General features: G+C 71.2%; 24 protein-coding genes and 1 riboswitch. Of the genes, 9 read left to right on the forward strand and 15 right to left on the reverse strand.

Annotated elements, in window-relative coordinates; genetic code table 11:
- The 5 genes from ACQPY4_RS21945 to thiC all read left to right on the forward strand — a co-directional run bounded on the left by ACQPY4_RS21945 (position 1) and on the right by thiC (position 6,013).
- Complete coding sequence (locus ACQPY4_RS21945) at positions 1–273, forward strand: DUF397 domain-containing protein (protein WP_433323454.1); 273 nt, start codon at positions 1–3, stop codon at positions 271–273.
- A 298-nt stretch (positions 274–571) separates the two neighbouring features.
- Complete coding sequence (locus tag ACQPY4_RS21950; RefSeq protein ID WP_433323456.1) at positions 572–772, forward strand: hypothetical protein; 201 nt, start codon at positions 572–574, stop codon at positions 770–772.
- Positions 765–2,327 carry a S8 family peptidase gene (locus ACQPY4_RS21955; protein ID WP_433323458.1) on the forward strand — a complete coding sequence of 521 codons (1,563 nt, stop codon included), beginning with the start codon at positions 765–767 and terminating at the stop codon, positions 2,325–2,327. Before ACQPY4_RS21950 ends, ACQPY4_RS21955 begins: the two co-directional genes overlap by 8 nt.
- A gap of 131 nt (positions 2,328–2,458) precedes the next feature.
- Positions 2,459–3,934: a trypsin-like serine protease gene (locus tag ACQPY4_RS21960; RefSeq protein WP_433323460.1), complete on the forward strand. Its 1,476-nt coding sequence runs from the start codon at positions 2,459–2,461 to the stop codon at positions 3,932–3,934.
- 242 nt (positions 3,935–4,176) lie between these two features.
- A riboswitch (TPP riboswitch) is annotated at positions 4,177–4,288 on the forward strand.
- On the forward strand, positions 4,286–6,013 hold the full coding sequence (gene thiC, locus ACQPY4_RS21965) for a phosphomethylpyrimidine synthase ThiC (RefSeq protein WP_433323462.1): 1,728 nt from the start codon (positions 4,286–4,288) through the stop codon (positions 6,011–6,013). Its footprint overlaps the riboswitch before it by 3 nt.
- 43 nt (positions 6,014–6,056) lie before the next feature.
- Here thiC and ACQPY4_RS21970 read toward each other — a convergent pair whose 3' ends face one another.
- The 4 genes from ACQPY4_RS21970 to ACQPY4_RS21985 form a co-directional block, all read right to left on the reverse strand.
- Complete coding sequence (locus ACQPY4_RS21970) at positions 6,057–6,236, reverse strand: hypothetical protein (protein ID WP_433323464.1); 180 nt, start codon at positions 6,234–6,236, stop codon at positions 6,057–6,059.
- 92 nt (positions 6,237–6,328) lie between these two features.
- Positions 6,329–6,892 (reverse strand): GyrI-like domain-containing protein, encoded by a 564-nt coding sequence (locus ACQPY4_RS21975; RefSeq protein WP_433323466.1) that lies wholly within the window; start codon positions 6,890–6,892, stop codon positions 6,329–6,331.
- Positions 6,889–7,647 carry a MerR family transcriptional regulator gene (locus ACQPY4_RS21980; protein WP_433323468.1) on the reverse strand — a complete coding sequence of 253 codons (759 nt, stop codon included), beginning with the start codon at positions 7,645–7,647 and terminating at the stop codon, positions 6,889–6,891. The genes ACQPY4_RS21975 and ACQPY4_RS21980 overlap by 4 nt, the downstream gene beginning before the upstream one ends.
- A 38-nt stretch (positions 7,648–7,685) precedes the next feature.
- Positions 7,686–8,564: a DMT family transporter gene (locus ACQPY4_RS21985; RefSeq protein WP_433323470.1), complete on the reverse strand. Its 879-nt coding sequence runs from the start codon at positions 8,562–8,564 to the stop codon at positions 7,686–7,688.
- A gap of 78 nt (positions 8,565–8,642) precedes the next feature.
- Here ACQPY4_RS21985 and ACQPY4_RS21990 point away from each other — a divergent pair, with 78 nt between their 5' ends.
- The gene (locus ACQPY4_RS21990; RefSeq protein WP_433323472.1) at positions 8,643–9,101 is read left to right on the forward strand and encodes a hypothetical protein; all 459 of its coding nucleotides are present in this window, start codon (positions 8,643–8,645) and stop codon (positions 9,099–9,101) included.
- 1 nt (position 9,102) lies between these two features.
- Here the strand turns inward: ACQPY4_RS21990 and ACQPY4_RS21995 are convergent, their stop codons facing one another.
- On the reverse strand, positions 9,103–9,753 hold the full coding sequence (locus ACQPY4_RS21995) for a TetR/AcrR family transcriptional regulator (protein WP_433323474.1): 651 nt from the start codon (positions 9,751–9,753) through the stop codon (positions 9,103–9,105).
- 51 nt (positions 9,754–9,804) lie between these two features.
- Between ACQPY4_RS21995 and ACQPY4_RS22000 the strand changes: the two genes are divergently transcribed.
- A complete protein-coding gene (locus tag ACQPY4_RS22000; RefSeq protein WP_433323476.1) occupies positions 9,805–11,574 on the forward strand; it encodes an MFS transporter in 1,770 nt (589 codons plus the stop codon).
- Here ACQPY4_RS22000 and ACQPY4_RS22005 read toward each other — a convergent pair.
- The 4 genes from ACQPY4_RS22005 to ACQPY4_RS22020 all read right to left on the reverse strand — a co-directional run bounded on the left by ACQPY4_RS22005 (position 11,519) and on the right by ACQPY4_RS22020 (position 18,210).
- Complete coding sequence (locus ACQPY4_RS22005) at positions 11,519–12,505, reverse strand: helix-turn-helix transcriptional regulator (protein ID WP_433338976.1); 987 nt, start codon at positions 12,503–12,505, stop codon at positions 11,519–11,521. The genes ACQPY4_RS22000 and ACQPY4_RS22005 overlap by 56 nt on opposite strands.
- A 177-nt stretch (positions 12,506–12,682) precedes the next feature.
- Entirely contained in the window at positions 12,683–13,750 is a 1,068-nt protein-coding gene (locus ACQPY4_RS22010) for an acetate/propionate family kinase (protein ID WP_433323478.1), read from the reverse strand.
- Positions 13,750–16,107: a phosphoketolase family protein gene (locus ACQPY4_RS22015; RefSeq protein WP_433323480.1), complete on the reverse strand. Its 2,358-nt coding sequence runs from the start codon at positions 16,105–16,107 to the stop codon at positions 13,750–13,752. The genes ACQPY4_RS22010 and ACQPY4_RS22015 overlap by 1 nt, the downstream gene beginning before the upstream one ends.
- A gap of 120 nt (positions 16,108–16,227) precedes the next feature.
- Entirely contained in the window at positions 16,228–18,210 is a 1,983-nt protein-coding gene (locus ACQPY4_RS22020; protein ID WP_433323482.1) for a hypothetical protein, read from the reverse strand.
- 52 nt (positions 18,211–18,262) lie between these two features.
- Between ACQPY4_RS22020 and ligA the strand changes: the two genes are divergently transcribed.
- A complete protein-coding gene (gene ligA / locus ACQPY4_RS22025) occupies positions 18,263–20,254 on the forward strand; it encodes an NAD-dependent DNA ligase LigA (RefSeq protein ID WP_433323484.1) in 1,992 nt (663 codons plus the stop codon).
- A gap of 107 nt (positions 20,255–20,361) precedes the next feature.
- Here the strand turns inward: ligA and ACQPY4_RS22030 are convergent, their stop codons facing one another.
- Complete coding sequence (locus tag ACQPY4_RS22030; RefSeq protein ID WP_433323486.1) at positions 20,362–20,865, reverse strand: DUF1772 domain-containing protein; 504 nt, start codon at positions 20,863–20,865, stop codon at positions 20,362–20,364.
- A 3-nt stretch (positions 20,866–20,868) separates the two neighbouring features.
- Positions 20,869–21,696, reverse strand: coding sequence for an NmrA family transcriptional regulator (locus ACQPY4_RS22035; RefSeq protein ID WP_433323488.1), 828 nt, complete (start codon positions 21,694–21,696; stop codon positions 20,869–20,871).
- 81 nt (positions 21,697–21,777) lie between these two features.
- On the opposite strand from ACQPY4_RS22035, the gene ACQPY4_RS22040 reads away from it, so the two are divergent.
- Positions 21,778–22,716, forward strand: coding sequence for a cupin domain-containing protein (locus tag ACQPY4_RS22040; protein ID WP_433323490.1), 939 nt, complete (start codon positions 21,778–21,780; stop codon positions 22,714–22,716).
- On the opposite strand, the gene ACQPY4_RS22045 is transcribed toward ACQPY4_RS22040, so the two are convergent.
- Genes ACQPY4_RS22045 through ACQPY4_RS22060 form a run of 4 tightly spaced genes read right to left on the reverse strand, consistent with a single transcriptional unit; the run spans position 22,717 to position 26,869 of the window.
- On the reverse strand, positions 22,717–23,508 hold the full coding sequence (locus ACQPY4_RS22045; protein WP_433323492.1) for a carbohydrate ABC transporter permease: 792 nt from the start codon (positions 23,506–23,508) through the stop codon (positions 22,717–22,719).
- Positions 23,505–24,386, reverse strand: coding sequence for a carbohydrate ABC transporter permease (locus ACQPY4_RS22050; RefSeq protein WP_433323494.1), 882 nt, complete (start codon positions 24,384–24,386; stop codon positions 23,505–23,507). Before ACQPY4_RS22050 ends, ACQPY4_RS22045 begins: the two co-directional genes overlap by 4 nt.
- Complete coding sequence (locus ACQPY4_RS22055) at positions 24,383–25,699, reverse strand: extracellular solute-binding protein (protein WP_433323496.1); 1,317 nt, start codon at positions 25,697–25,699, stop codon at positions 24,383–24,385. Before ACQPY4_RS22055 ends, ACQPY4_RS22050 begins: the two co-directional genes overlap by 4 nt.
- Positions 25,700–25,702: 3 nt before the next feature.
- Positions 25,703–26,869 (reverse strand): carbohydrate kinase family protein, encoded by a 1,167-nt coding sequence (locus tag ACQPY4_RS22060; protein ID WP_433323498.1) that lies wholly within the window; start codon positions 26,867–26,869, stop codon positions 25,703–25,705.
- Positions 26,870–26,911: the final 42 nt, after the last annotated feature.

Here is a 26,911-nt window from a genome sequence, read left to right on the forward strand (position 1 = left end):
ATGAACAGACTCACCTTGTCCAGCGCGGCCTGGCGCAAGAGCAGCCACAGCGGCGGTGACGAAGGCAGCTGTGTCGAAGTGGCTACTGTTTGGCAGAAGAGCAGCTACAGCGGGGGCGACGAAGGCGACTGTGTCGAGGTGGCGGGGGGTGGGCGGGTTGTGGCTGCTCGGGACTCGAAGGATCCTGAGGGGCCGGTGTTGTGTTTGGGGGCGGACGCGTGGCGGGGGCTGTGTGATGTGATCCGCAGCGGAAAGTACGACCTTCGGGGTTGAGGCGGAGCCTCCTCTGAAATATTACTGTAACGGCGGGTGGGTCCCGTTGATCTTGCGGTCCGGGACGCGCTGACGTCGGGAGATATACCGCCATGCGGGGCATTTAGCTGCAATCTGGCGGTAACCCCCGCGTCATGCGGATAAAACCCGTAGGCCCTACGGGGCGTTCCCACGGTTGTTTGACCTGCGACTCAGGCAGAAAGTGATCGCCGAGTGGCCACCGTTCCCCACCCCACCTGAGGCCACTCCAGCGGGAGGCTCGGCAGGCGCCCGTTGCAGGGAGACGGAGTACGCGTTCATGTCAGAAACCAGACCCATGCGCGCCGCGCAGGTCAGCTGGGCAACGGCGCCCGCGACCGAGCTCGGCGGATCCCCGCGGTCGCGCCTTCCCGGCGCGACCGCGGGGAGCGACATCGTCAAGGAAAGGCGAGGGCCGGCCGTCGACTCCACCAGCCAGCCGCTCTACCCCGGTTTCGGCAAGGAGGAGCACCATGCGTAAAGCAAGGATCGCCGCGGCGGGAATCGGCCTCGCGGTAGCGGCGGCGCTGCTGGGCGGAACCCCGGCGTCGGCCGCACCGGCCGAGGGCAAGATCCACCAGGCCAAGAAGCACTACGCCGGCCAGTACATCGTGGTTCTCAAGGCCGACGCCCAGAAGGCCGCCAAGGGCAAGGCCGAATCGCTGGCCGACAAGTACGGCGGCGATGTCACCAGCACCTACTCCGTCACCCTCAACGGGTACGCGGTCAAGAAGATGTCCGAGGGCCAGGCCAAGAAGCTGGCGGCGGACCCGTCGGTCAAGGCCGTCTACGAGGACGGCACCACGCGCGCGGCGGGCGAGCAGCCCAACCCGCCGTCGTGGGGCCTGGACATGGTCGACCAGAAGACCCACACCCTCGACAAGAAGTACGTCTACCCCAACACCGCCGACAGCGTCACGGCCTACGTGATCGACTCCGGCGTGAAGAAGGACCACTCGGAGTTCGAAGGCCGCGTCAGCTTCGGCTACGACTTCGTGGACAACGACGCCGACGCCAGCGACTGTTTCTGGCACGGCACGCACGTCGCCGGGACCATCGCGGGCAAGACGGTCGGCGTCGCGAAGAAGGCCAAGATCGTCGCGGTCCGGTCGCTGGGCTGTGGCGGATCGGCGCCGGACTCGGCGACCGTCAGCTCCATGGAGTGGGTGGCCAAGAACGGCACCACGCCGGGCGTGGTCAACATGAGCCTCGGCATGGACAGCGTCGGGGTCGGTGACGAGCAGGTCAAGGCCATGGTGGCCAAGGGCTTCGTCGTCGCGGTCGCCGGTGGCAACGCCGGGTCGGACGCCTGCCAGACCAGCCCCGCCCGCGTTCCCGAGGCGATCACCGTCGGATGGATGAACCAGGGCGGCAGCCGCAGCGGCAACTACGGCACCTGCCTCGACCTGTTCGCGCCGGGCGGCAACATCTACTCGGCCGACCACACCGGCAGCTACCGCACCGGCAGCGGCACGTCGATGGCGACCCCGCACGTCGCGGGCGCCGCGGCGCTGGACCTGGAGGCCAACCCCGGCTCCACCCCGGCCCAGGTGCGCGACCGGCTCGTGAACAACTCCACCCCCAACCTGGTGTCCAACGCCGGCAGCGGCTCGCCCAACAAGCACCTGTGGGTCGGCTACATCACCGGTGGCCCCGGCCCCGGCACGTGCGGGCTGAAGTCCAACGACGAGGACGTGGCGATCCCGGACCAGCTTCCGGACGCCGCCCCGAGCGGTGACCCCGTGGGCAGCAGCATCACCCAGGACAAGTGCGACGGCCAGGCCCGCGCCGCACTGCCGGTCAAGGTCGACATCGACCACACCTTCACCCGTGACCTGAAGATCGACCTGGTCGGCCCGAGCGGCAAGGTCTACGCGCTCAAGGCCGCCGGCGGCATCGGCGAGTCGGGCGGCGTCCACAAGACCTACACGGTGGACGCCTCCGCCGAGAAGGCCAACGGTACGTGGAAGCTCCAGATCCAGGACCTCTTCATGTACGACGAGGGCAAGCTCACGGGCTGGTCGATCGACTTCTGACCCGTCGCCCCCAGACCACAACAGGCACGCGTTCCCTGCGCCGTGCCGCCTCCCCCAGGGTGAGCTGGGGAGGGACAGCCGGCTCAGCTTCCCTCCCCAGCTCCCCACCCCCCGATACAAAGGGAATCCTGATGAGATCACCACGTGTCATCGCGACCCTGGCGCTCGCCGCGGCCGCGGCGGTGCTGCCGATGGTCAGCGCGGTCGCGGCGGAACCCCCGCGGCAGCCGCTCGCCAAGGCCGCCACCCCCACCGACCTGCTCAAGCCGGAGGAAGGCCCGACGACCAAGGTCGTCAACGGAACCCGGACCACCGTCAAGGAGAACCCGCACCTGATCACGGGACTCCGCGTCGGCGGCGGCGGCCCGCAGGGCGCGTCCTGCACCGCCTCCGTGGTCGGCAAGCGCAAGATCCTCACCGCCGCGCACTGCATGATCGACGTGTCCGGCGACAAGAGCTACCTCTACGGCGACGACGACCTCAACACCACGGGCGACGAGACGTTCCGCACCAAGGTCGCCTCGTACAAGGTGCACCCCAAGTACACCGGCCCCAACAGCTGGAAGAACGGCTACGACGTCGCCGTGATCACCACGGCCGACGACATCCCCGTGCCCGAGTCCCAGTGGGCCAAGGTCGCCGGGTCCGGCGACAGCGCCCTCACCGCCCCCGGCAAGTCCGGTCAGGCGATGGGCTGGGGCAAGGTCTCGGCGGGCGGCTCGTCCGGCGTGCTCTACAAGACCACCATGCCGGTCAACGACCCGGCCAACTGCCAGGTCTTCGACGTCACCGTCAACGGCGACACGATGGTCTGCGTCGGCTACAACGACGGCCGCACCGGCACCTGCTCGGGTGACAGCGGCGGCCCGTACACCGTGGACGGCGTCGTGGTCGGCGTCGTGTCGTGGGGCGCGGGCAACTGCGACCGCTACAGCATCATGGCCCGCCTGACCAACGAGATGGGCGACTGGGCCAAGAAGGAGATCGGCGGAGACACCCCGATTCCCGGGAAGTTCGCCGTCGGCCTGAACCCGAACTCCGGCAAGGTCGAGCCCGGCAAGTACGTCTCCACCACCGTCACCTCCACGGCCGCCGACACCGGTGCCGAGGACGTGCAGCTGTCGGTGTCGGGTCTGCCTTCGGGCGCCAACGCCGTCTTCCAGCCGGACAGCATCCGCTCCGGCGAGACCTCCAAGGTCACCTTCACGACCGCTGCCGAGACCCCCAAGGGCGTCTACAAGCTGACGCTCTCGGGCAAGGGCACCTCCGGCACGGCGACCGCCGAGTACACCCTCACCGTCGGTGAGGGCACCCCAGGCGGCGAGATCGCGGCCTCGGCCTCACCCGCGTCCGTCACCGTGCAGCGCGGAATGTTCGCCGAGACGACGGTCACCGTGAACGGCGGCTCGGGGACCATCTCGCTCAAGGGGAGCGGCCAGGGCATGTCCTTCCCGCCCATGTTCTTCCCGCAGACCATCAGCCCCGGCGGTTCCTCGGAGATGACCGCTTTCGCTCCGTTCAACCCCGGCACCTACCCCATCACCATCACGGCGACCGACAGCAACGGCAAGACGGCTACGACCACCTTCACCGTCACCGTCCAGTAGCCCCTAGTCCGGCGGGCCGTCTCTCCAGCATCCCGGTGTGACGGCCCGCCATCCACCCCCACCCGGGTGGAGTTCGACGTTCGCAGGACAGGCACCGCTGTACTGGCCTCGGACACGACGACTGCGCGCGGCACCGTCCCACAGGGCGGCTGCCGCGCGGAGCCGTTTCCGGGGGTATGTCGCTCGCGTGATAGTCGAGGACCCCCGGTTGCGGCAACAGGGGGTGTTCGGGTTAACGTCAGGGACGACATCGCGGGGGCCCGGCGAACCGGGCTGAGATCGCGGCTGACACGGCCGCCGACCGCTGGAACCTGACCGGGTAATGCCGGCGTAGGGAGAGATTCGGTCGTCATGACGGAGAACGTGTTTTCACCTGCCCGCAAGACGTTCCTGCAAGGCTCGCGCGACGACCTCCGGGTCCCCATGCGCGAGATCGCGCTCACCAACGGGGACGCGATCGTCCTGTACGACACCTCGGGCCCGTACACCGACCCCGCGCACGAGGCGGACGTCCGCCGGGGCCTGCCCGCCCTGCGCGCGGCGTGGATCGCCGAGCGCGGCGACACCGCCGAGTACGACGGACGGGACGCGCGCCCCGAGGACGACGGCCGCAGATCAGGCGACCCGGCCCGGGACCAGGCGGCCTTCCCGGCCCGCCGTCCGCGCCGCGCCACCGGCCCCGCGGTCACGCAGCGCGCGTACGCCAAGCGCGGCGAGATCACGCCGGAGATGGAGTTCGTCGCCCTGCGCGAGGGCGTCGAGCCGGAGTTCGTCCGGGCCGAGCTGGCGGCGGGACGCGCCGTCCTCCCGGCCAACGTCAACCACCCCGAGATCGAGCCGATGATCATCGGCAAGAACTTCCTGTGCAAGGTCAACGCCAACATCGGCAACTCGGCCGTCGCCTCGTCCATCGAGGACGAGGTCGACAAGATGACCTGGGCGACCCGCTGGGGCGCCGACACGATCATGGACCTGTCCACCGGGCGCGACATCCACACCACCCGCGAGTGGATCCTGCGCAACTCCCCCGTTCCGGTCGGCACCGTCCCGCTGTACCAGGCGGTCGAGAAGGTCGGCGGCAACCCGGCCGACCTGACCTTCGAGATCTTCCGCGACACCGTCATCGAGCAGGCCGAGCAGGGCGTCGACTACATGACGATCCACGCCGCCGTCCTGCTCTCCTACGTCCCGATGACGGCCCGGCGCAAGACCGGCATCGTCTCCCGAGGCGGCTCGATCATGGCGGCCTGGTGCCTGGCGCACCACCAGGAGAACTTCCTCTACACACGCTTCCGCGAGCTGTGCGAGATCTTCGCCGCCTACGACATCACCTGGTCGCTGGGCGACGGGCTGCGTCCCGGCTCCATCGCCGACGCCAACGACGAGGCCCAGTTCGCCGAGCTGCGCACCCAGGGCGAGCTCACCAAGATCGCGGCCGAGTACGACAACCAGGTCATGAACGAGGGCCCGGGCCACGTCCCCATGCACAAGATCAAGGAGAACGTCGACCTCCAGCAGGAGTGGTGCGACGAGGCCCCCTTCTACACCCTCGGCCCGCTGACCACCGACATCGCTCCCGGCTACGACCACATCACCTCGGCCATCGGCGCCGCGATGATCGGCTGGTTCGGCACCGCGATGCTCTGCTACGTCACGCCCAAGGAGCACCTGGGCCTGCCCGACCGCGACGACGTCAAGGCGGGCGTGATCGCCTACAAGATCGCCGCCCATGCCGCCGACCTCGCCAAGGGCCACCCCGGCGCCCAGGCGTGGGACGACGCCCTGTCGGACGCGCGCTTCGAGTTCCGCTGGGAGGACCAGTTCAACCTCTCCCTCGACCCCGACACCGCGCGCTCGTTCCACGACGAGACCCTGCCCGCCGCCCCGGCCAAGACCGCCCACTTCTGCTCCATGTGCGGCCCGCACTTCTGCTCCATGAAGATCACCCGTGACGTCCGCGCCTACGCCGAGGCCAACGACCTGGCCGAGACCGAGGCCCTGACCGCGGGCATGCGCGAGAAGGCCGCCGAATTCACCGCCTCCGGAGGCCGCGTCTACCTCCCCCTCACCACCGACTGACCCACCCCGGGACACCCCGCCCAAAAGCGGGGTGTCCCGGGGCTCAACAGGCCTCTGGGCGGTCCTCTCCCGAATAGTCGAAGTCGTCGGCGGGTTGGGAGCGGGTCGTGGCGAGGAAGTCTTCGCCGTCGGCCGTGTAGTCCGTCATCCGGTCCTGACCGTCGGCGTCGCCACAGGAGAAGCCGTAGCTGCCGAGGGGTTCGTCCGCACCGAAGGATGCCATCGGCGGAACCTTCCGTTCGACGTCGCGAAATACCAGTCCATCCCAGGACGCGGACCGGCGCACCCCCCGATGAAAACGATGACCACTCCCGGTCAGGCGGCGCGGACCGGGTGACGCAGGACGGTGCGCATCAGCGCGGGGTCGGTCTCGGCCGGGTCGGACAGGTAGATCTCGTGGTGGAGGCCGTTCATGACCAGGCCGGAGCGCTCCATGAACGCCGCCATGAGGGCCAGCGTCCTCGGCTCCTCGGAGTACGAGCCGTGGTGCATGGCCTGGACGCAGGTGCCCGTCGTGAAGGCCGCGAACTGGACGCGGGGCGCCGCCGGATGCGACGAGACCTGCCGTGCCTGGTCGGCCCAGCTCTCGGAGACCGTGTCGGGCAGCCGCAGGAACAGGTGCCACCACCACTGGTCGCGCGGGACCTCGAGGGGCGGGCGGTCGTCCTCGGTCCACCAGCGGCCCTCCAGCGGCGGCATCTGGATCGGCGCGCCCTGCGCGGCGGCGATCCCGAGCAGGGGTCCGGCGACGCTGTAGAGCGCCTCGACGCTGGTGGTGTGGGCCTGCCCGCCCGGCTCGCCCCGGCCGGTGACCGCGAGGCCCCGGACGGGGCCGAACTCGGCGAGCTCGGGGGTGTCGGCGGCGGAATACCAGGTCATTCGGGGTCCTCCAGCTTGATCCTGAGATGGGTGACCAGCCCCTCGGGCGGGGTGGTCGCGGGGTTGGAGATGTAGACCTCCAGCAGCGGCCCGCGCGGCGTGTGCCCGTGGTCGCCCGCCCAGGCGAGCAGGGCGTGGCCGGTGAGCGGGATCTGGTCGTAGGGGCCGACATGGGTCGCCGACGCGTGGACGCCGCCGGGCAGGACGTCGGGCCCGTCGGGTGTCTCGGCGGCGACGGCCACGGCGAAGCGCGGCGACAGGTCGAGGGGGAAGAGGCCGACCAGCGAGCCCGTGGGCGGTCCGGTGGCCTCGATCAGGCGGGCCACGCAGGACGAGGTGACCGCGGCGATGTCGTCGGGCGTGCAGGCGTCCCGCACCAGGACGACGCGGCGGGCCTCCTCGCGGACCAGCGTGACCTCGGGACGGGGCAGGCCCTCGGTCAGCACGCGGTCGAGCGCGGCCAGGGTGCGGCGGCGGCGCGCGAGGTCGTCCTCCATGCGGTCGCGGACGTCCGCGAGCACGTCGAGCCCGCCGGTCAGCACCCGTCCGACCTCCGGGAGCGGGACGTCCAGGGAGCGCAGCAGCCCGATCAGCAGGGCGTCGCGCGCCTGGGCGGGGCGGTAGTAGCGGTAGCCGCTGTCGGGGTCCACGCGCGCCGGGGCCAGCAGCCCCAGCTCGTCGTAGTGCCGCAGCTGCTTGACGCTGAGGCGGCACAGCCGGGCGAAGCGGCCGATCGGCAGGTATCCGTCGTTCACATGACCAGCATGGACGCTCCCATAAGGGGAGAGTCCAATCAGCGCTTGGCGGTCATGACCAGGACGACGCCCGCGCCCGAGACGAGCATCCCGATGACGACGCTGGCGGCCAGGCCCTGGCCGAGCAGCGGGACGGCGAGCAGCGCCGTCACCGGGGGGACGAGGTAGAGCAGGCTCGTGGCCGCTCCCCCGGTGCCCCGGCGCAGCAGGACGAACAGCAGGATCAGCGCGCCGATGGAGTTCACCACGGCCAGCCAGGCCAGCGAGCCGAGCGCTTCGGCCGTCGTCGGGATGCCGAGGCCGCCGTGCAGGGCGGCCAGCGGGAAGGTCGTGACCGCCGCGCCCAGGAGCTGGATCGTGGTGCCGGTGCGCAGGTCGACGGTCTGGCCGAACTTCTTCTGGTAGAGCGTCCCCGCCGCCAGGCCCGCCAGCGCCAGGCCGGTCAGCGCGTACCCGGCGAGTTGCCCGCCTCCGGCCAGCCGGTCGCTGACCGAGATCGCGACGCCCGCCAGGCCGAGGGCGAGCCCGGCCCACTGGCGTCCGGTCAGCCGCTCGGCGAACATCGGGACGGCCACGGCCGCCACGATCAGCGGGCACACGCTCAGGATCAGCGACGAAACCCCGGCCGGAACGCCGCGTCCGAGCCCGAGGAAGACCGCGCCAAGCTGGACGGTCTGCAGCAGCACGCCCGTGACCAGCAGGTGCGCATAGACGCGCGGCTCGGTCGGCCATCGGGCCCGGGTCGCCAGGGCCACGGCCCCGAGCACCAGGACCGCGACCAGGAAACGCCAGGCCACCAGGGCCAGCGACGCCCCGCCGCGCGCGCCGATGGTGCCCGCGATGTACCCGCTGCTCCAGATCGGGACGAACATCACGGGCAGCGCGGCCGAGAGAAGGCGGCTCCTGTTGATCACCATCCCCCGTCCCAACAGCACCCCGGGCCCCGGGATTCCACGGGAAAGGAACGGAGTTTCCTCCGTTCTCGTCATATGTTCATGGAGCCGGAAACGCTCGACCTGAGGCTGCACAGGAACGGACGCATCCTCGCAGGTATCGTGCTGCCCCTTTTCATCGTCGTGACGTCGGTGGCCTTCGTCATCGACGGGCTGAGGGACGCGGACCAGGCCGCCGGGAGCGTTCTGGGGATCCTGGCGTTTCCCTTCGGCGTGGCGCTGGGCGTGCGCGCACGGCGGCTCGGCGTCCAGGCGAGGCCCGGCGTGATCATCGTGCACAACGTCTTCCAGACGGTGCGCGTTCCGACCGCGGGAGTCATCGGAATCAGCGTCGCGGAATCGCAGATCCGGTGGCAGCGCCCCGACGGCAGAACCGTCCAGACGCGGATGTCGTCGTTCCAGCAGTTGAGCACCTCGGTCGTGCCCTCCGATTACAGCCGGGACCGGGTCGTGGAACTGCGCGACTGGTGGCTGGCGACCCGGCCCGCGGCGGGGGCCTGACTCAGGGAAGCAGACCGTCCACTAGGGCGCGTAGCCCCGAGGCGTAGGTGTCGCGGGCGGTCAGCTCGGGCCAGCGGTCGGCGACCGCCGCCAGGTGGGGGTAGCGGGCGGCGTCGAGCTCGCGGAACACCTCGTCGCGCCGGATGGCGCGCGGCGGCTCGGCGCGACGGCGGGCGGCGTTGGCCCTGATGAGGATCTCGCCCGCCGTGAAGTACCAGACGCCTCGATACAGATCGACGGCCCGCTCGGGGGTGAGGCCGAGCTCGACGGCTCCCCCGACGATCGTCTCGACCATCCAGAGCGCCGACTCGCCGGTGAGGTCGTCGGCGGTGAGGATCTCGGCGACCCAGGGCCAGTCCGCCAGCGCGTCGTGCATGACGATCGCGGCGGTGAGGATGCGCTCGCGCGGGTCGTCCGGCAGGTCGGGGCGCGGGATCTGCCCCGCGTAGTCGTTCAGGAGCTGCGTCAGCAGGTCGTCCTTGTCGCGGACGTGGTGGTACAGCGTCGTCGGGGCCGTCCCGGCCTCGGCCGCCAGCCGCCGGATCGTGAGCTTCTCCCAGCCGTCGCGGTCGATGAGGCGGCGCGCGGCGGCCAGGATCTGGGCGCGCGACGTGCGGGGTGGACGGCCGGTGCGGCCGCCGGTCAGAGGCATCGGCCCATCATCTCACTGGACACGGGCCGAGGCGCGAGATACTTTTCGTACATGTTCGAAAAGTATCCGACACGGCCTGGAGCCGTACTGGCCGCGGCCGCCGTGGCCCAGTTCATGGTCGCCCTCGACATGGCCGTGGTGAACGTCGCGCTGCCCGCGATCCGGGACGCCCTCGGCTTCGAGCCCGTCGACCTTGGATGGGTCGTGCAGGCCTACGCGCTGGCGTTCGGCGGCTTCCTGCTGCTCGGGGGCCGCGCCGCCGACCTGTTCGGCCGCCGCAGGCTGTTCGTGATCGGCCTGGCGGCCTTCGGCGTCGCCTCGGCGGCGGGCGGGTTCGCGCAGGCCCCCTGGCAGCTGGTCGCCGCCAGGGCCGCGCAGGGCGTCGCCGCCGCGGCCGTCGCCCCCGCCGGGCTCGCCCTGCTGACCACCACGTTCGCCGAGGGCCGCGCCCGGGTGCGGGCGCTGGGCGTCTGGAGCGCGGTCAACGCCGCCGGAGGCGCGCTCGGCGTCCTGGCGGGCGGGCTGCTCAGCCAGTACGCGGGCTGGCGGTGGGTCATGCTCGTCAACGTCCCGATCGTGCTGGTGGCACTGGCCCTGGTCGCGGCCGGGGTGCCCGCCGACGGCCCGCGCGGGCGGGGCCGTCCCGACGTGCTCGGCGCGGTGCTGGCCACGCTCGGCGTGGGGCTGCTGGTCCTCGGCGTGATCAGGACCGACCGGTACGCCTGGACGTCCCCGGTCACGCTGGCCACGCTCGGCGCGGCCGCGCTGCTGCTGATCGCGTTCGTCGCGGTCGAGGCCAGGGCGAGCGCGCCCCTGGTGCGGCTCGGGCTGTTCCGCAACCGATGGGTCACCGGCGCCAACGTGTTCGTCTTCCTCGCGGCGGCCGGGCAGTTCTCCGCCTTCTACTTCGTGTCCCTCTACATGCAGGAGGTCCTGCGCATGGGCGCCGCCGCCACGGGCGCCGCCTTCCTGCCGTTCTCACTCGGGGTCGTCGCCGGGACGATCGTGGCCACCCGGCTCGGCGACAGCCGCACGCCCCGCACGTCCATGATCATCGGTGCGCTGCTCGCCTCGGCCGGGACGGCCTGGTTCGGGCTGATGAGCGCGGACGGGAGCTTCCTGACCGACGTCCTCGGCCCGTCGATCCTGGCGAGCGTCGGCGTCGGCATGTGCCTGGCGCCCGTCGCCGCCGCCGCGACCACCGGCGTGGCGTCCCACGAGGCCGGGATGGCCTCCGGCGTGCTCAACAGCGCACGCCAGATCGGCGGCAGCATCGGGATGGCCGCCCTGGCCACCCTCGCCGCCCACCGCACCGGCTCGGCGTCCGGGCCCGAGGCCCTCAACCAGGGCTACGGGCTCAGCCTGCTGGTCGCCGGAGCCCTGTTCGTCGCCGCGGCCGTCGTGGCGATCACCGTACTGCCGACGAAGGGAAAGACCATGAGCCTTGCCACCATCGACCTGTTCACCGCGGGGATCCGCATCCACGAGGACGGCCGGGTGGACGCCGGGGAGCGGCGGATGAGCGGCGACGCCGACGGCTGGCAGGTCGCCGCCTTCCGCGCCGAGACCGACGCCGACGTCCACGCCGACCACTGGGAGATCCACCCCGATTCCGAGGAGCTGGTCTGCCTGCTCTCGGGCGAGCTGCGGTTCTACGTCCGAGGGGCGGACGCGCCCACGACGCTGACGCCGGGGACCGCCGTGATCGTCCCGCGCGACACCTGGCACCGGCTCGAGCTGGGCGCGCCCAGCGATCTCCTGGTCATCACCCAGCGGGCCGGGAGCCGTCTGGAGGAGCGGGCGGCCGGGCTGCCGCGCTGAACCGCTCGGCCAGGACCCGCAGGTGATCGGCCAACTCCGGCGGCGACTCGACCTCGAAACCGACGCCCAGCAGGCCGACCACCAGGGCGACCAGGTCGAACGACTCGGTCGCCAGCTCCACCCGGCAGGTGCCGTCGTCGACGGGGGTCACCACCCCGTCGACGCGGGCGGCCATCTCCTCGGCCGGGGCGTGCAGCAGGAGGCGCACCCGGTGGGGCCACATCTCGAAGCCCATCGTCCGCCGCATGAAGGCCGTCACGTCGCCGTCGGGCGGGTCCCGATGGGTGAAGCGCGGCCCGTTCGGGGTGCGCGGCGAGATCCGGTCGGCGCGGAAGGTCCGCCAGTCGTCGCGCCCGGTGTCCCAGCCCAGCAGGTACCAGCGGCGTCCCCAGGAGACCAGCCGGTGCGGCTCGACCTCCCGGACGGACGGCGTTCCGTCGTGCCTGACGTACTCGAACCTCAGCGTCTCGGCCGCCCGGATCGCGGCCGAGAGCGTGGTGAGGAGGTCCGCGGTGACCGAGGGGCCACCCGGTCTGGCGGGCATGGTGACCATGGCGCCGCCCAGGGCCCCGACCCGCTGCCGCAACCGGGACGGCAGCACCTGCTCCACCTTGTTCAGCGCCCGCAGCGACGCCTCCTCGATCCCCTCCACGCCCCCGGAGGCCGCCCCTTGAAGACCCACCGTGACCGCGACCGCCTCGTCGTCGTCCAGCAGGAGCGGCGGCAAGGACGCGCCCGCGCCCAGCCGGTAGCCGCCCAGCGCCCCCATCGCCGCGTGGACGGGATAGCCGAGCTCGCGCAGCCGGTCGACGTCCCGCCGGACCGTCCGCGTGGTGACGCCCAGGCGCTCGGCGAGCTCGCGGCCCGACCAGTCACGGTGCGTCTGGAGCAGCGACAGGAGCCGCAGCAGGCGGGCCGAGGTTTCCAGCATGGCTCCAGCGTCCCATCGATAGAGGACCGAGACCGTCCTATAGGGGTTCGAGCCCGGCCTCCAGATCGTCGCGCAGAACTCGATCATCGGCACGGTGATCTCGTTGGCGATGGGCTGTCTCGTGTTCCTCGCGGTTCCGGGAGTCACTAGACAAATTTGACTAGCGCCCCGGCGTGCCTACCTCCCCGCGAGGGCCGTGCGGACGCCCGCGGCGATCTCCAGGTCTTCGCGTGCGGTGATGACGGCCGTCCGTACCCGGGAGCCGGAGGCCGTGATGTCGGCGTCCCCGCGCGCGGCGTCGTTCTTCCCGGGGTCGACGGCGACGCCGAGGAAGGCCAGGTCGTCGGCCGCGCGGCGGCGGACCTGAGGGGCGTGCTCGCCGACGCCGCCGGTGAACACCAGCGCGTCCAAGCCCCCGAGCGCGGCCACCATGGCGGCGGCGCAGGCCCGCAGGCGGTGGTGGTAGACGTCCAGGGCGGACGCCGCGAGGTCGTCTCCCCCGTTGGCGGCGTCCTGGATCTGGCGCATGTCGCCGGTGCCCGCCAGGGCGCGCAGACCGCTGCGGTGGTCCAGGGCGTCGGAGATCTCGCCTTCGGGGACGCCGTGTTTGAGCAGCCACAGCGGTATCCCGGGGTCCAGGCTCCCGGCGCGGGTGGCCATGACGAGCCCGTCGATCGGGGTGAATCCCATGGTGGTGTCGACCGACCGTCCGCTCCGGACCGCCGCCAGCGACGCGCCCGAGCCCAGATGGCACACCACGACGCGCGCGGTGCGGGGGTCCAGGCCCAGGAGCTCCCCGGCCCGGCGGACGGCGTAGGCGTGCGAGAGCCCGTGGAAGCCGTACCGGCGCAGCCCGAACCGTTCGCGCCATTCCACCGGGACGGCGTAGGTCGCGGCGGCCTCGGGCAGGGTCGTGTGGAAGGCGGTGTCGAAGCACGCCACGACGGGCACGCCCGGCAGCGCCCTGCCGATCTCGCCCAGCCCGTAGAGCGAGAGAGGCTGGTGCAGGGGCGCGAGATCGATCAGCGCGTGCAGCCGCTTGGCCACCTCGTCGTCGATCACGACGGGGTGAGCGAAGTCGCGGCCCCCGTGCACGAACCGCAGGCCGACCGCGTCCGGCGCGGGCATGCGGGCGACCGCGTCCCCGAGACGATCCCCCGAACCGGTCTCCATCACCGTGTCGTCGGCGTCCAGCAGGCTGAGCTTCAGGCTGCTGGACCCGGGGTTGACCGTCAGGACCCGCATCACGTGCTCCTCGGGTAGGGCCAGGTCCAGTCGCGGATCTCGGGGGCGTCCTCGCCGTGCTCGCGGGTGTGGGCGCGCAGGGACAGGCGCTTGTCGGCCATCCGCTGGCGGACATGGGCGACGCGGCCCCCCAGGGACGGCACCCGGTCGATGACGTCCATGACCAGGTGGAAGCGGTCCAGGTCGTTGAGCATCACCATGTCGAACGGCGTGGTGGTGGTGCCCTCCTCCTTGTAGCCCCGCACGTGCAGGTTCCGGTGGCCGTTCCTGCGGTAGGTGAGCCGGTGGATCAGGTAGGGATAGCCGTGGAAGGCGAAGATGACCGGCCTGTCGGTGGTGAACAGGGCGTCGAAGTCGCGGTCGCCCAACCCGTGCGGGTGCTCGCCCTCGGGCTGGAGCCTCATCAGATCGACCACGTTGACCACCCGGACCGCCAGGTCGGGGAACAACTGCCGCAGCAGGTCGGCGGCGGCGAGGGTCTCCAGAGTCGGGACGTCGCCCGCGCACGCCAGCACGACGTCGGGCTCACCGCCCCCGTCCGTGCTCGCCCACTCCCAGATGCCGATGCCCCGGGTGCAGTGCAGCACGGCCTCGTCCATCGGCAGCCAGTTCAGCGCGGGCTGCTTGCCCGCCACCACCACGTTGACATAGTCGCGCGAGCGCAGGCAGTGGTCGGCGACCGACAGCAGCGTGTTGGCGTCCGGCGGCAGGTAGACCCGGACGATCTCGGCCTTCTTGTTCATCACCACGTCCAGGAACCCCGGGTCCTGGTGGGTGAAGCCGTTGTGGTCCTGCCGCCACACGTGCGACGACAGCAGGTAGTTCAGCGACGCGATCGGACGCCGCCACGGCAGCCCCCGGGTCACCTTCAGCCACTTGGCGTGCTGGTTGAACATCGCGTCCACGATGTGCACGAACGCCTCGTAGCTGTTGAACAGCCCGTGCCGTCCGGTCAGCAGATACCCCTCCAGCCAGCCCTGGCACAGATGCTCGCTGAGGACCTCCATCACCCGGCCGTGCGGCGCCTGGTGCTCGTCGGTGTCGTACCGCTCGCCCCGGAAGACCCGATCGGTCACCTCGAAGACGTCGCCGAGCCGGTTGGACGCGGTCTCGTCCGGGCCCATGACCCGGAAGTTGTCCGGATTGGCCGCGATCACATCGCGCAGCAGGGCGCCCAGGGCCCGGGTCGGCTCGGCCGTGGTCGTCCCGGGTTCCTCGACCGGCACCGCGTACCGACGGAAATCGGGCAGCTTCAACGGACGCAGCAGCAGCCCACCGTTGGCGTGCGGGTTGGCGCTCATCCGCCGCTCCCCCACCGGCGCCAGGTCCAGCAGGTCCTTCAGCGGCCGCCCGTCCTCGTCGAACAGCTCCCGAGGCCGATAGGACGCCAGCCACTCCTCCAACAGCGCCAAATGCGCCGGATTCTCCCGCACCCCCGCCAGCGGGACCTGGTGCGACCGCCAGGTCCCCTCCACCGGCAGGCCATCGACCTCCTTGGGGCCCGTCCACCCCTTCGGCGTCCGCAGAATGATCATCGGCCAGGCCCGCCGCGCGACCCCCTCGCCCGCCCGCGCCTCGGCCTGGACGCGGTCGATCTCGTCCATCGCCTCGTCCAAGGCGCCCGCCATCGCCCGGTGCATTTCCCTCGGATTGTCACCGCCCACCAGAATGGGACGATGCCCGTACCCCTCGAAGAGCTTCACCAGCTCGTCCTCGGGAATCCGGGCCAGCACCGAGGGATTGGCGATCTTGTACCCGTTCAGATGCAGGATCGGCAGCACCGCGCCGTCGGCCACCGGGTCCAGGAACTTGGTGGAGTGCCAGCTCGCCGCCAGCGGCCCGGTCTCGGCCTCCCCGTCCCCCACGATGCACGCCACCACCAGCCCCGGGTTGTCAAAAGCCGCCCCATAGGCATGCGCCAGCGCGTAACCCAGCTCCCCACCCTCATGGATCGAGCCCGGCGTCTCCGGAGCCACATGACTCGGCACCCCACCCGGGGACGAGAACTGCCGGAACAACCGCGCCATCCCGTCCGCGTCCAGCGACACGTCCGGATACACCTCGCTGTAGGTGCCCTCAAGCCACGCGTTCGCCACCGCCGCCGGACCCCCGTGCCCCGGCCCCATGATGTAGATCATGTCCCGGTCACGATCCCTGATCACCCGGTTGAGATGGGCATAGCAGAAGTTCAGCCCCGGCGACGTCCCCCAATGCCCCAGCAACCGCGGCTTGATGTGCGAAGCCCGCAACGGCTCACGCAGAAGCGGATTCTCCCGCAAATAGATCTGCCCCACCGACAGGTAATTGGCAGCTCTCCAGTACCGATCGATCCCCTGGAGATCATCGTGAGCGTTCACGAGGTGGTCCCTTCGGTCACTGGACGGCCGGCCCTCAGGCGGCGTTCCCGCCTCAAAGACCACCAACCCCCCGGCCCGGTCAGGATTCACGAAACCCGAGGACGCCCACCACGCGGGTGCTCAGGGACGGTTGACGACGCGGGCGACTCCGGCGGCGATCGTGGTGGCCAGCACCCAGCCCGCCGCGACGAACACGTACGACAGCCACTGGAAGGCGCCCACGGGGTTGAACGCGCGTTCCTGCCCGAGATTGACCAGCGGGATCATCAAGTCGAGCGTGTAGACGACCGGATTGAACTGCGGCGCCTCGTCGGCCTTGAGCGGGGCGGGCGGGTGCAGCCCGTAGACCACGCCGCCGATGGCCAGCAACGCCGCCGACCACAGGAACGCCCGCCATGGGCGGTACCCGTATCCGGTGGTGACGTCCTGCAAACGCCCCCAGAGCCCGATGAGCGCGACCTCGCCGTCCAGTCGGTGGCGTTCCTTGGCGCCCAGGACCGCACGCGCGTCGGCGTGCAGACCGAGCGCGGTGTAGTACGCGGCGAGCTGCTCATAGGGCTGTGACTCAAAGCCGCCACTTCCGCCCTTCAGCCAGGCCAGCCGCTGTCTGGCGGGCAGCGGCGGTTCCAGCGCCCGGTAGGTGAGCCCGTTGACGTCCAGGACGGCGGGCCAGTGGTCCGGGTCGTCGTGGAGCACACCGATCTGGGCGTGGGCCAGCACGACTTTGCCCTCGATCGGCACCGCGGGCACCAGCGACAGTTCCGCCGCCACCAGCCCGCGGGCGTCCAGCGCGACACCCTCGCCCACCGCCAGGCGAAGCCCGGTGAGATCCACGTGCTGACCGGCACGCGTCCCGTAGAGCCTGAGCTCCCCGTTGGCCAGGAGGTTGTGCGCGACCAGGTCGCTGCCGATCTCGCTGCCGGAGGCGCGCAGTGCCGTGCCCTGCGGGACGTGCAGTTCGGCGTCCAGGAGCAGCAACCGGACGTTGATCCGGGTGGCGCGGATCATCACCTCGCCATGCGCGCGCAGCCCGCACAGGGAGACCAGACCGAGCTCGGCGTGATCGATGGCGAGGGTGCGCAGGCCGTCGGCGTTGCGCAGTTCGGCGCCGTCCAGGTCCACCCGCCCGGCGACCCGGGTGTTGCGCATACTGACCTCGCCCGCCGTCACGCGCAGCCGGACACCGGTCACCTCGCTGCACGTCGCCGAGTCCAGATCCAGGGCCTTGCCGCCGGGATGGTTCAGCCGGGCGTCGTCGAAGGTGACGTTGCCGGCGATCTGCGCGCCGATCAGTCGGACGCCGCCGTCGGCGCTGAACCCGCGCCAGCCGAAGAAGCCTCCGCCCACCGTGGCCCCTCCGGCGTTGAGCACGTCATGGCCGGGCGCGCTCAGCCGGGCCCCGGGCAGGGCGACGGAGCCGCCGATGTTCGCGTTCCGCAGCAGGACGGCCCCGGTGACCTCGATGCCGGCGGCACGGATCTGCCCGCCGACCGTGATCGCGTCGCCGTGCAGGGCGGCCCGCTCGCCGGGATTGCTGAGACGTCCGCCCTCCAGGACGAGGTCGCCGGCGATCTGGCCGCCGCGCAGGTTGAACTCGCCGTGCACCGTGATCCCGGCGGCGTTCAGCCTGCCCTGGATCTGGACGTTGTGCGCGATCACCCGGACGGCCGTGACATTCGCCAGGCGGACCTCGTTCTCCAACCGCGCGTGGTCGAGCCGCAGACCGCCGTCGATCGACGAACCCTCCAGGGAGACCAGCCCGCTCGCCCGCAACCGTGCCCCCTTGAACGCCCGGAGGCGGCTGCCCGTGATGCGCAGCGTGCGCAGGCCGGCCTCGGCGAAGCTGACCGGGTCGTCGAAGACACAGTCACCGCAGTCCAGCAGGGTGTCGAACTCGGTTCCGTCCAGGTCGAGCCGTCCGACGATCCGGGCCCCTCGCAGCCGGACGCCCGGGTAGCGACCGGGTTCGGGTTGGACCGCGCCCAGCAGCAGCGCCGCGATCACCTCGGCGCGCACGACCTCGCCGCCGAACCTGACGATCTCGCCGCCCGGACAGGCGTCCCACAGCCGCAGTTCCGCGTCGGACAGTTCATGTCGTTCCATCCCGTGATCACATCAGATGCGCTCTGTCGGTGGCGTCGCGTTTAATCGAGGGGTGGACGTTGAAGAGCGCATCGCGGAGCTGACCGCCGAGGTCAAGCGGCTGAACGACCTGTACTACGGCGGCGGCGACAGTCCGGTGCCCGACGCCGACTACGACGCTTTGAAGGACGAGCTGGCGGCGCTCGTGGCCGAGCATCCGGAGCTCGAACCGGCCGACAGCCCGCTGGGAAAGGTCAACGCCCCCGCGGAGCTGACCGGCCCGACCATCCGCCACGCGCGTCCGATGCTGTCGCTGGCCAAGGCGACGAGCGAGGAGCAGATCCGCACGTTCTGCGAACGCTTCGGCGGCCAGGTCTTCCGCGTCTCGGAAAAGCTCGACGGCCTCTCGCTCAGCCTCGTCTACACCGACGGAAAGCTCGATTACGTCGCCACCCGCGGCACCGGCGCGGTCGGGGAACTGGTGACCGAGAAAGTGCGCCATGTGATCCCTGGGCTGCCCACCGAGATCGAGGCGCCGGGACGCATCGAGGTCCGCGGCGAGGCCGTCATGCTGCGCTCGGTTTGGTCCGCCTACAACGAGGCACACCCCGACCGCATCCTGACCAACCCGCGCTCGGGCGCCGCGGGAACCCTGGTGCTGAAAGACCCCGCCGCAGCCGCGGAAGCCAAGCGGGTGCTCCGATTCTTCGCCTTCGGCGCCGACCGCAACGGCGCCGCGGTGGAGATCCCGGCGGGCTTCGAGCCGGTCGCCCAATACGTGGGCACCAGCCTCGAAGAGGTGATGGACGCGATCCACGAGATCGGCGGCCGCCGCGACGGCCTCGACTACGACATCGACGGCGCCGTCGTGCGGCTGCACGAACCAGCGGCCTTCGACGCGGCGGGCTTCAACAGCGCCGAGCCGCGCGGGGCGATCGCGTTCAAGTACCCGCCGGAGGAGAAGCTGACCACGCTGCTGTCGGTCGAGTGGCCAGTCGGCAAGATCGGCCGCGTCCCACCGCGCGCGAAGGTCGCACCGGTGTTCGTCGGCGGCGTGACCGTCGAGAACGTCACGCTGCACAACCCGCGCCTGATCCGCGAGCGCGACCTGCGGATCGGCGACACGGTGGCGGTCGTCCGGCGCGGCGACGTGATCCCGTTCGCGGGCCGCTCCCTGCCCGAGAAGCGCGACGGGAGCGAGATCGAGATCGTCCCGCCGACGCACTGCCCGTCATGCGGGTCCGAGCTTGAGGTCCGCGGCACCGGCGAGGAGTGCTGGTGCGTGAACCTCCAGTGCCCCGCGCAGGCGACCCGGCGGCTGATGCACTGGGCCTCCCGGCAGGCGGCCGACATGGAGGGCGTCGGCGACACCTGGATCGAGAAGCTCGCCGACGACGGCGTGCTCAAGCGCCGCAGCGACTTCTACGACCTGACCGCCGACCAGCTGCTCGGCTACGAGCGGATGGGCGAGGTCAGCGCCAAGAACATGGTCGACTCGATCGCCTCGTCCAAGAACGTGGGCCTACGACGGGCACTGATCGGGCTGGCGATCCCCATGGCCTCCGAGGGCACGGCCAAGCGCCTGTGCCTGGCCGGTTACGAGCGCATCGAGGACGTCGCGGCCGCGACGGTCGACGACCTGGTGGCGATCCGCGACATCGGCCCGAAGGCCGCCGAGAGCATCGTGGGCTTCTTCGCCCGGGCGGAGGTCCAAGAGGAGATCGCGGCGCTGCGCGAACGCGGCGTCGACCTCGACGTCCTAGACGAAGACCGCCCCCTCGACGCGGCCGCCGCGGGCGACTCCCCGCTCAAGGGAGAATCCGTCGTGATCACCGGCGCCTTCACCGACCCCCGCTCCGGCGCGAAAATCAGCCGCCCCGACGTCACCCGCCTGGTCGAACTAGCCGCGGCGACAACCGCCTCGTCCGTCTCCGCCAACACCACCTACCTCCTCGCCGGCGACAACGTCGGCGCCGCCAAAATCACCAAGGCCGAAAAACTCGGCGTCACGGTCGTCCAGCAAGACGAACTATGGCGCTGGCTAACCCAAGCCAACGTCATCTAATCCCGGAGCACCGTCACAGCCTCGCATTGGTGACGTGGGTGCGGGGTTGGCCGCGCCAAAGGAAAAGCCCCCGGCACGCGGGTGCGTGGCCGGGGGGTGGGGGTGGGTTAGGCGTTTTTGCCCCAGATGTAGGTGCCCAGGGCCAGGAGGAGGACGCTTACTCCGGAGAAGGCGCCCCTGATGGTGTTCCAGGTCGTCCAGCGGCCCGAGTAGTCGGACCAGACCTGGGCGGCCTGGGCGGGGTCGGTGGGGATGGCGGTGGTGTCGAGGGTGTTGTTCATCGGGACGTTCACCACCACCGTGGGCAGGAAGCAGCCGAGGAAGTAGACGGCGCCCGCGGCCAGGAACAGCAGGCCCGCCGACTTCTGGTCGGAGATCAGGAGCAGGACGCCCGCGATCGCGGCCGTGACCGGGGCCAGGACGAACGTGGCCAGGAACAGCGGGTTGAGGATCTTCTGGTTGATGGCCTGCATGGACTCGATCGCCGAGGACGCCTTGGCCGCGTTCAGGCCGGGCATCACGCCGACCGAGAATCCGAAGAAGGCTCCCGAGATGCCGGCGGCCATCAGGAAGGACAGGGCCGCCATGACGGCCGCGAGGTTGGTCTTCATCGTTCATTCCTTCCAGGTGCCCGCGGCGACGGCGTCGCGGGCGAAATCGCTGAAATCCCGGGGAGCGCGGCCCAGGAGGCGGGCCAGGTCGTCGGTCATCGCGGTGTTCCTGCCGTCCATGAGGTCGGTGTAGAGGTAGGTGACCAGCCCGGCGACCTCGGGAGGGAAGCCCTCCGCCTCCAGCCCCGCCGCGAACTCTTCGGGAGAGCATCGCACGTAGTCGATCTCCTTGCCCAGTGCCGAGGCGATCTCCGCGACGGCTTCCTCCCAGGTCAGCGTACGGGTGCCGGTCAGCTCGTGGACCTTGCCCGCGTGCCCGTCCTCGGTGAGGGCCAGGACCGCGACCTCGGCGATGTCGCCCGCGTCCAGGAAGGGCTCGGGCACGTCGCCGACCGGGAGCACCACCCTGCCCCGGACGATGCGCGGCGCCATCTCCGACTCGCTGAAGTTCTGGAAGAACCAGGACGCCCGGACGACCGTGGCGTCGATGTCCGCGCCGAGCACGATGCGCTCGCACTCCTGGGCCTGCTTCTCGCCCCGCGCGGTCAGCAGGACGATCCGCTCGACGCCCGCGTCCACGGCGGCGGTGGTGAACGCGCTGATGGTCTCCGGCGCCCCGGGGACGGAGAGGTCGGGGTAGAAGGCGACGTAGACGGCGGCGACGCCGTCGAGGGCGGTCGGCCAGGTTTCGGGGGCGTCCCAGTCGAAGGACGGGTCGGCCGAACGCGACCCGATCCGCACGGGCAGGCCGCGCTCCTCGAGGAGGCCGGCGACCCTGCGCCCGGTCTTGCCCGTTCCGCCGAGGACCAAGGTGAGCTTGTCGTTTGTCATGTCCATAATTCAAGGGCCGCGGGGCGTCCGGAAACATGGCCGAGATGCTCGACCGCATACGTGAGCGTCTAACCTTTGGCCATGGACGCGCTCACCGACCTGCTCGACGGTCCCCGGGCCCGCGGGGCGTTCCTTCTGCGGACGATGCTCGACCCGCCCTGGTCGATGCGTATCGCCGATCAGGCGCCGGTCTGTTTGATGGCGCTGGTGCGCGGCACCGTGTGGGTCACCTATGACGGCGGCGAGCCGGTGCGGATGGACGCGGGCGACGTCGCGATCGCGCGGGGCACCGGCGGGTACGTCGTCGCGGATGATCCCGCGACGCCGCCGCAGGTGCTGATCCATCGGGACAACAGCTGCACCACGCTTTATGGCGAGCCGCTGATGGAGTCGATGTCGCTGGGCGTGCGGACCTGGGGCAACAGCCCGGCGGGACGCGACATCCTGCTGATCGGCACCTACCAGGCGCGGGTCGAGCTGACCAACCGGCTGCTGGCGGCGCTGCCGCCGCTGCTGGTGCTGCGCGACGCGGAGTGGGACTGCGCGCTGGTCCCGCTGCTGGCCGAGGAGATCGTCAAGGACGACCCCGGCCAGGGCGCGGTGCTCGACCGGATTCTGGATCTGCTGATGATCGCGGTGCTGCGGGCCTGGTTCTCGCGCGAGGAGGCCGAGTCGACCGGCTGGTTCCGGGCGCATGCGGACCCTGTGGTGGGTCCGGCGCTGGAGCTGATGCACCAGAACCCCGCCTTTCCCTGGACGATCGCCGCGCTGGCGTCCAAGGTCGGTGTCTCGCGGGCGTCGCTGTCCTCGCGGTTCGCCAAGCTCCTGGGCGAACCGCCGATGACCTACCTGACCGGGCTGCGGCTGGCCGAGGCCGCCGATCTGCTCCGCGAGAGCGACGCGACGCTGGAGTCGGTGGCGCGGCAGGTCGGCTACGGCACCGCGTTCGCGCTCAGCGCCGCGTTCAAGCGCGAGCGGGGCGTCAGCCCGCAGGAGTTCCGCTCCCGGGTGCCCGCCTGATCATTCCTTCACCGCGCCCGAGAGCATCCCGGCGATGAAGCGGCGCTGGAGGAAGACGTACAGCAGGACGACCGGCGCGGCGATGATCAGCGCGCCGGCCGTCAGCAGCGCGTAGTCGGTCTGGTGGGAGCCCTGGAAGAACGACAGGCCCAGCGGCGCGGTGCGCAGCCCCTCGTCGGAGTTGAGGATGACCAGGGGCAGCAGGAACTCGTTCCACGTCCACATGGACGTCAGGACGACCATGGTGAGGATCGCCGGTCGCCCCATCGGCACCAGGACTCGCCACAGGGTCGTCCAGCTGGACGCGCCGTCGATCCGGGCGGCGTCGATCAGCGAGCGGGGCACGCCGCGGAAGTAGGCGCGCATCCAGTAGGTGCCGAAGGCGACCGACTGCGCGACCTGCGGCAGGATCACCCCGGCGTAGGTGTTGTCGAGGCCGAGCGTGCGCAGGTCGAAGTAGAGCGGGATCACCACCGCCTCGGTCGGCACGGTCAGCCCGGCCAGGAACAGCAGGAACAGCGCCTCCGAGCCGGGCAGGCGCAGCACTCCGAGCGCGTAGCCCGCCATGATCGACAGGACGGACGCGCAGGCGACGGTCACGGCGGTCACGATGGCGCTGTTGCGCAGGTAGGTGCCGAAGTGGCCCTCGCGCCAGGCGTCCCGGAAGGTCCCGGCGTCCAGGTCGGGGAACTGGAGCGCCTGGGCGACCACGCCGATCATGGGGAACAGCGCGGCGGCGGAGAAGACGATCAGGATCGCGTAGTTCAGCAGCCGCTCGCGGGCGGAGATCATCGCCGTCCTCCCTCGGCCAGCCGGCCGACCGCCGCCGTGACCACGAAGATCACCACGGCGAGGGTGACGCCGATCGCGCAGGCCAGGCCGACCTCGCCGGTGTTGAACGCGCGGTTGTAGACCTCGTAGGCCGGGACCTTGGTCGCCTCGCCGGGCCCGCCCTTGGTCGTCACGTAGATCAGGTCGAAGTTGCGCAGCGCCGCGACGGTCGTGAGCGTGAGCGCCACGGCCAGTTCGCGGCGCAGGCCGGGGAGCGTGACCGCCAGGAACTCGCGCACCGGCCCGGCGCCGTCGATCCGCGCCGCCTCGTACAGCTCGCGCGGGATCTTCTGCGCGCCCGCCAGGAACAGCACCAGGGCCAGGCCCGTCCAGACCCAGGTGCCGATGACGCCGACGGCGGGGAGCGCGAGGTCGAAGTCGCCGAGCCAGCCCCGCGACCAGTCGGGCAGCCCGAGCCGGTGCAGCCCGCGCAGCGCCGCGTTGACCGGGCCGTCGGCCGAGTACATCCACTGCCAGGCCACGGCCACCGCGACCATCGCCACGACCTGCGGCAGGAACAGCACGGTCCGGAAGAACGTCAGCCCCCGGATCCGCGATCGGGAGATGGCGCCGACCAGGACGAACGCGATGCAGCACGGCAGGACGGAGTAGAACACCACCAGCACCAGCGAGTGCCCGAACGCGCCGCGCAGCGACGGGTCCGAGAGCGTCTCGGCGTAGTTCGCCAGGCCCGCCCAGGTGCCGGTGCTGACGCCGTCCCACTCGTAGAGGGAGAACCAGAACCCGCGCGCCAGCGGCCACAGCAGGAACCCCGCGTAGACCAGCAGGCCCGGCAGGACGTACAGCCAGCCGACGCGCCGCGGCTCGCCCGCGCTCACTTCTTCAGGAAGCCCGCGTAGTCGCGCTGGGCCTCCTTCATGGCCTCCTCGGGGGTCGTCCGGCCCGCGATCAGCTCCTGGAGGGGGCCGCCGAACGCGTCGGCGAAGTTCGGGGTGGCGTAGTCGAGGTAGGGGGTGATGCCGTCGGCGCGGCTCAGCGCCGTCCACGCGGACGCGACGTCGGTCATCAGCGCGCCGTCCGGCCGCCTGGACGGCGGGCTCAGCGCGGGCAGGTTCCCGGTCTCGACCGAGGCGTCCATGGCCGCGGGCGAGGTGATGAAGGCGATGTAGGCCGCCGCGACGTCGGGATGCTTGGATTTGGCCGTGATGGAGAACGGCAGGCTCTCGCCGCCCATGGTGACCGGGGGCGCGAAGAAGCCCACCTTGTCGCCGAGCCGGTCCCTGAGGTCGGCGGCCCACCAGTTGCCGCCGACCATGAACACGCCCTGGCCCTTGGCGAAGTTCACCGGGGTGTCGTCCCACTTGACGGCGTTGGCGTCCTTGTTGAAGTAGCCCTTGCGGGACCAGTCCGCCAGCGTGCGGGCGGCCTGGACGTGCGGGGCGTCGGTCCAGGCGCCGCCCCGGCCGAACACCAGCGACCGGACGGCGTCCTTCCCTGCGGTCTGGTCCTGGATGAGCCCGTACAGCTGCATCGCGGGCAGCTTCTCCAGGTTGCCGAACGCCAGCGGCTGCTCGCCCCTGCCCTTGGCCGCCGCGAGCCCGGCTTCGAGGTCGGCCCAGGTCTTCGGCGGACGGAGCCCGAGACGGGCCAGCTTGTCCTTGTTGTAGTAGACGCCGACGACCTCGCCGTTCAGCGAGACCCCGTACAGGTCGCCCGAGCCGATCGCCCTGCCGCCGGACGTCACGCTGTTGAGGTCCAGCAGGCCCTTGGGGTAGCGCTTGGTCCACCCGTATGCCTTGTCGTAGGGGCCGAGCGGGAGCAGCATCCCGCCCTTCACGAACTGCGCCATCGCGGCGTGGCCCTGGTTCGCCTGGACGACGTCGGGCGGCTCGTTCCCCGACAGCGCGAGCCGCAGCGTCTTCTGCAGGTCGGTGAACGACCGCGACACCCGTTTGACCTTGACGTTGGGGTACCTGGCCTGGAACGCGGCGTTGAGCTTCTCGATCTGCTTGCGCTGCCCGCCCTGGACCTCCTGGTCCCAGACGGTCAGCGTGACGTTCCCCGCCTTGGCGACGTCCGTCCCGGCGGGCCGGGGCGTGGGCTTGGAGGAGTCGCCGCCCGAACCGGGCGCGCAGGCCGCGGCGAGGATCAGCGCGGCGAGGCCGAGGGCGGTGCCGGCCGGACGTGACATCGGCTAGGGCTCCTTCCGGAGGGTGGGTTCCGCCCGCACCGCCGAGTCGGCGGCCGCGTCGGGAATGAAGGGGATCACGAACGCGTAGTCGGCCAGGATCGACTCGGGCACCTCGCCGGACTCGCCGAACGCGGCGATCTCGCCCCAGCAGGGCGAGCCGAGCGAGCCGCTGCGGTGCCGCACCGACAGGCCCGCGCACAGGTTGGCGAAGCGCAGCCGCTCGTCCAGCGGCATGCCCGCGAGCGTCCCGTAGACGAAGCCCGCCGCGAACACGTCGCCCGCGCCGGTCGCGTCGAGCGCCCGGACGGGCAGCGCCGGGGTCTCGGCCCGCTCCCCCGAGACCGAGTCGATCGCGATGGCGCCCTCGCCGCCGCGCTTGACGACCACCACCGGCAGCCGCTCGGCCAGCGCCTCGGCCGCGCGTTCGGGCGAGCCGGTCCGCGTGTAGGCCATCGCCTCCACCGCGTTGGGCAGGAAGACATCGACGTGTTCGAGCCGGTCCAGGACCTCCGAGGACCAGGTGCCGGTCTGGTCCCAGCCCAGGTCGGCCACCACCAGCGACCCCGCCGCCCGCATCGCCACCGCCCAGGCGGGGACGGGCCGGTCGACGTCGATGAAGCACGCCCTGGCCGCCGGGGGCGCGGCGCCGACCAGCTCGTCGGCGGTCAGCGGGCCGGGCGGCGCGTAGGTGACCATGCTGCGGTCGGAGTCGTAGGCCATCGAGACCGTGACCGGAGTGGGCCACGACGGCACCTTGCGCGAGCGGCCGAGGTCGACGCCCTCCTGGAGGGCCAGGGTGCGCCACAGATAGGAGCCGAACATGTCGTCCCCGAATGGCGCCGCGAGCCCGACCCGGAGGCCGAGGCGGCTCATCGCGACCGCGATGTTGGCGATGCCCCCGGGTGCCGAGCCGAGCCCGTCGGTCACCACCTCGGTGCCCGGCGGCGGCAGGCCCGGCAGCCCCGTGAAGATCATGTCCATGAAGACCTGGCCGGACAGGAACACGTCCAGGGCGGGGGCGGAGTCGCCGCCGCGCAGCCGCTCGCCCGCCAGGTCGCGGTCGGCGCAGTGGTCGTCGGGCGGCTTCTCGGGAGTGGGCGGCATGTGGCCGCGCCATTCGGGATGCCGGGTGAACGAGCGGGAACGGTTCTCGGCCTCGGTCCTTGTCACGGAGCCCCCCGCGGTTAAGCGCGACTTTCCCCGAACATAGCT

Source organism: Spirillospora sp. CA-294931, from assembly GCF_050946795.1.
Lineage (GTDB): Bacteria > Actinomycetota > Actinomycetes > Streptosporangiales > Streptosporangiaceae > Spirillospora.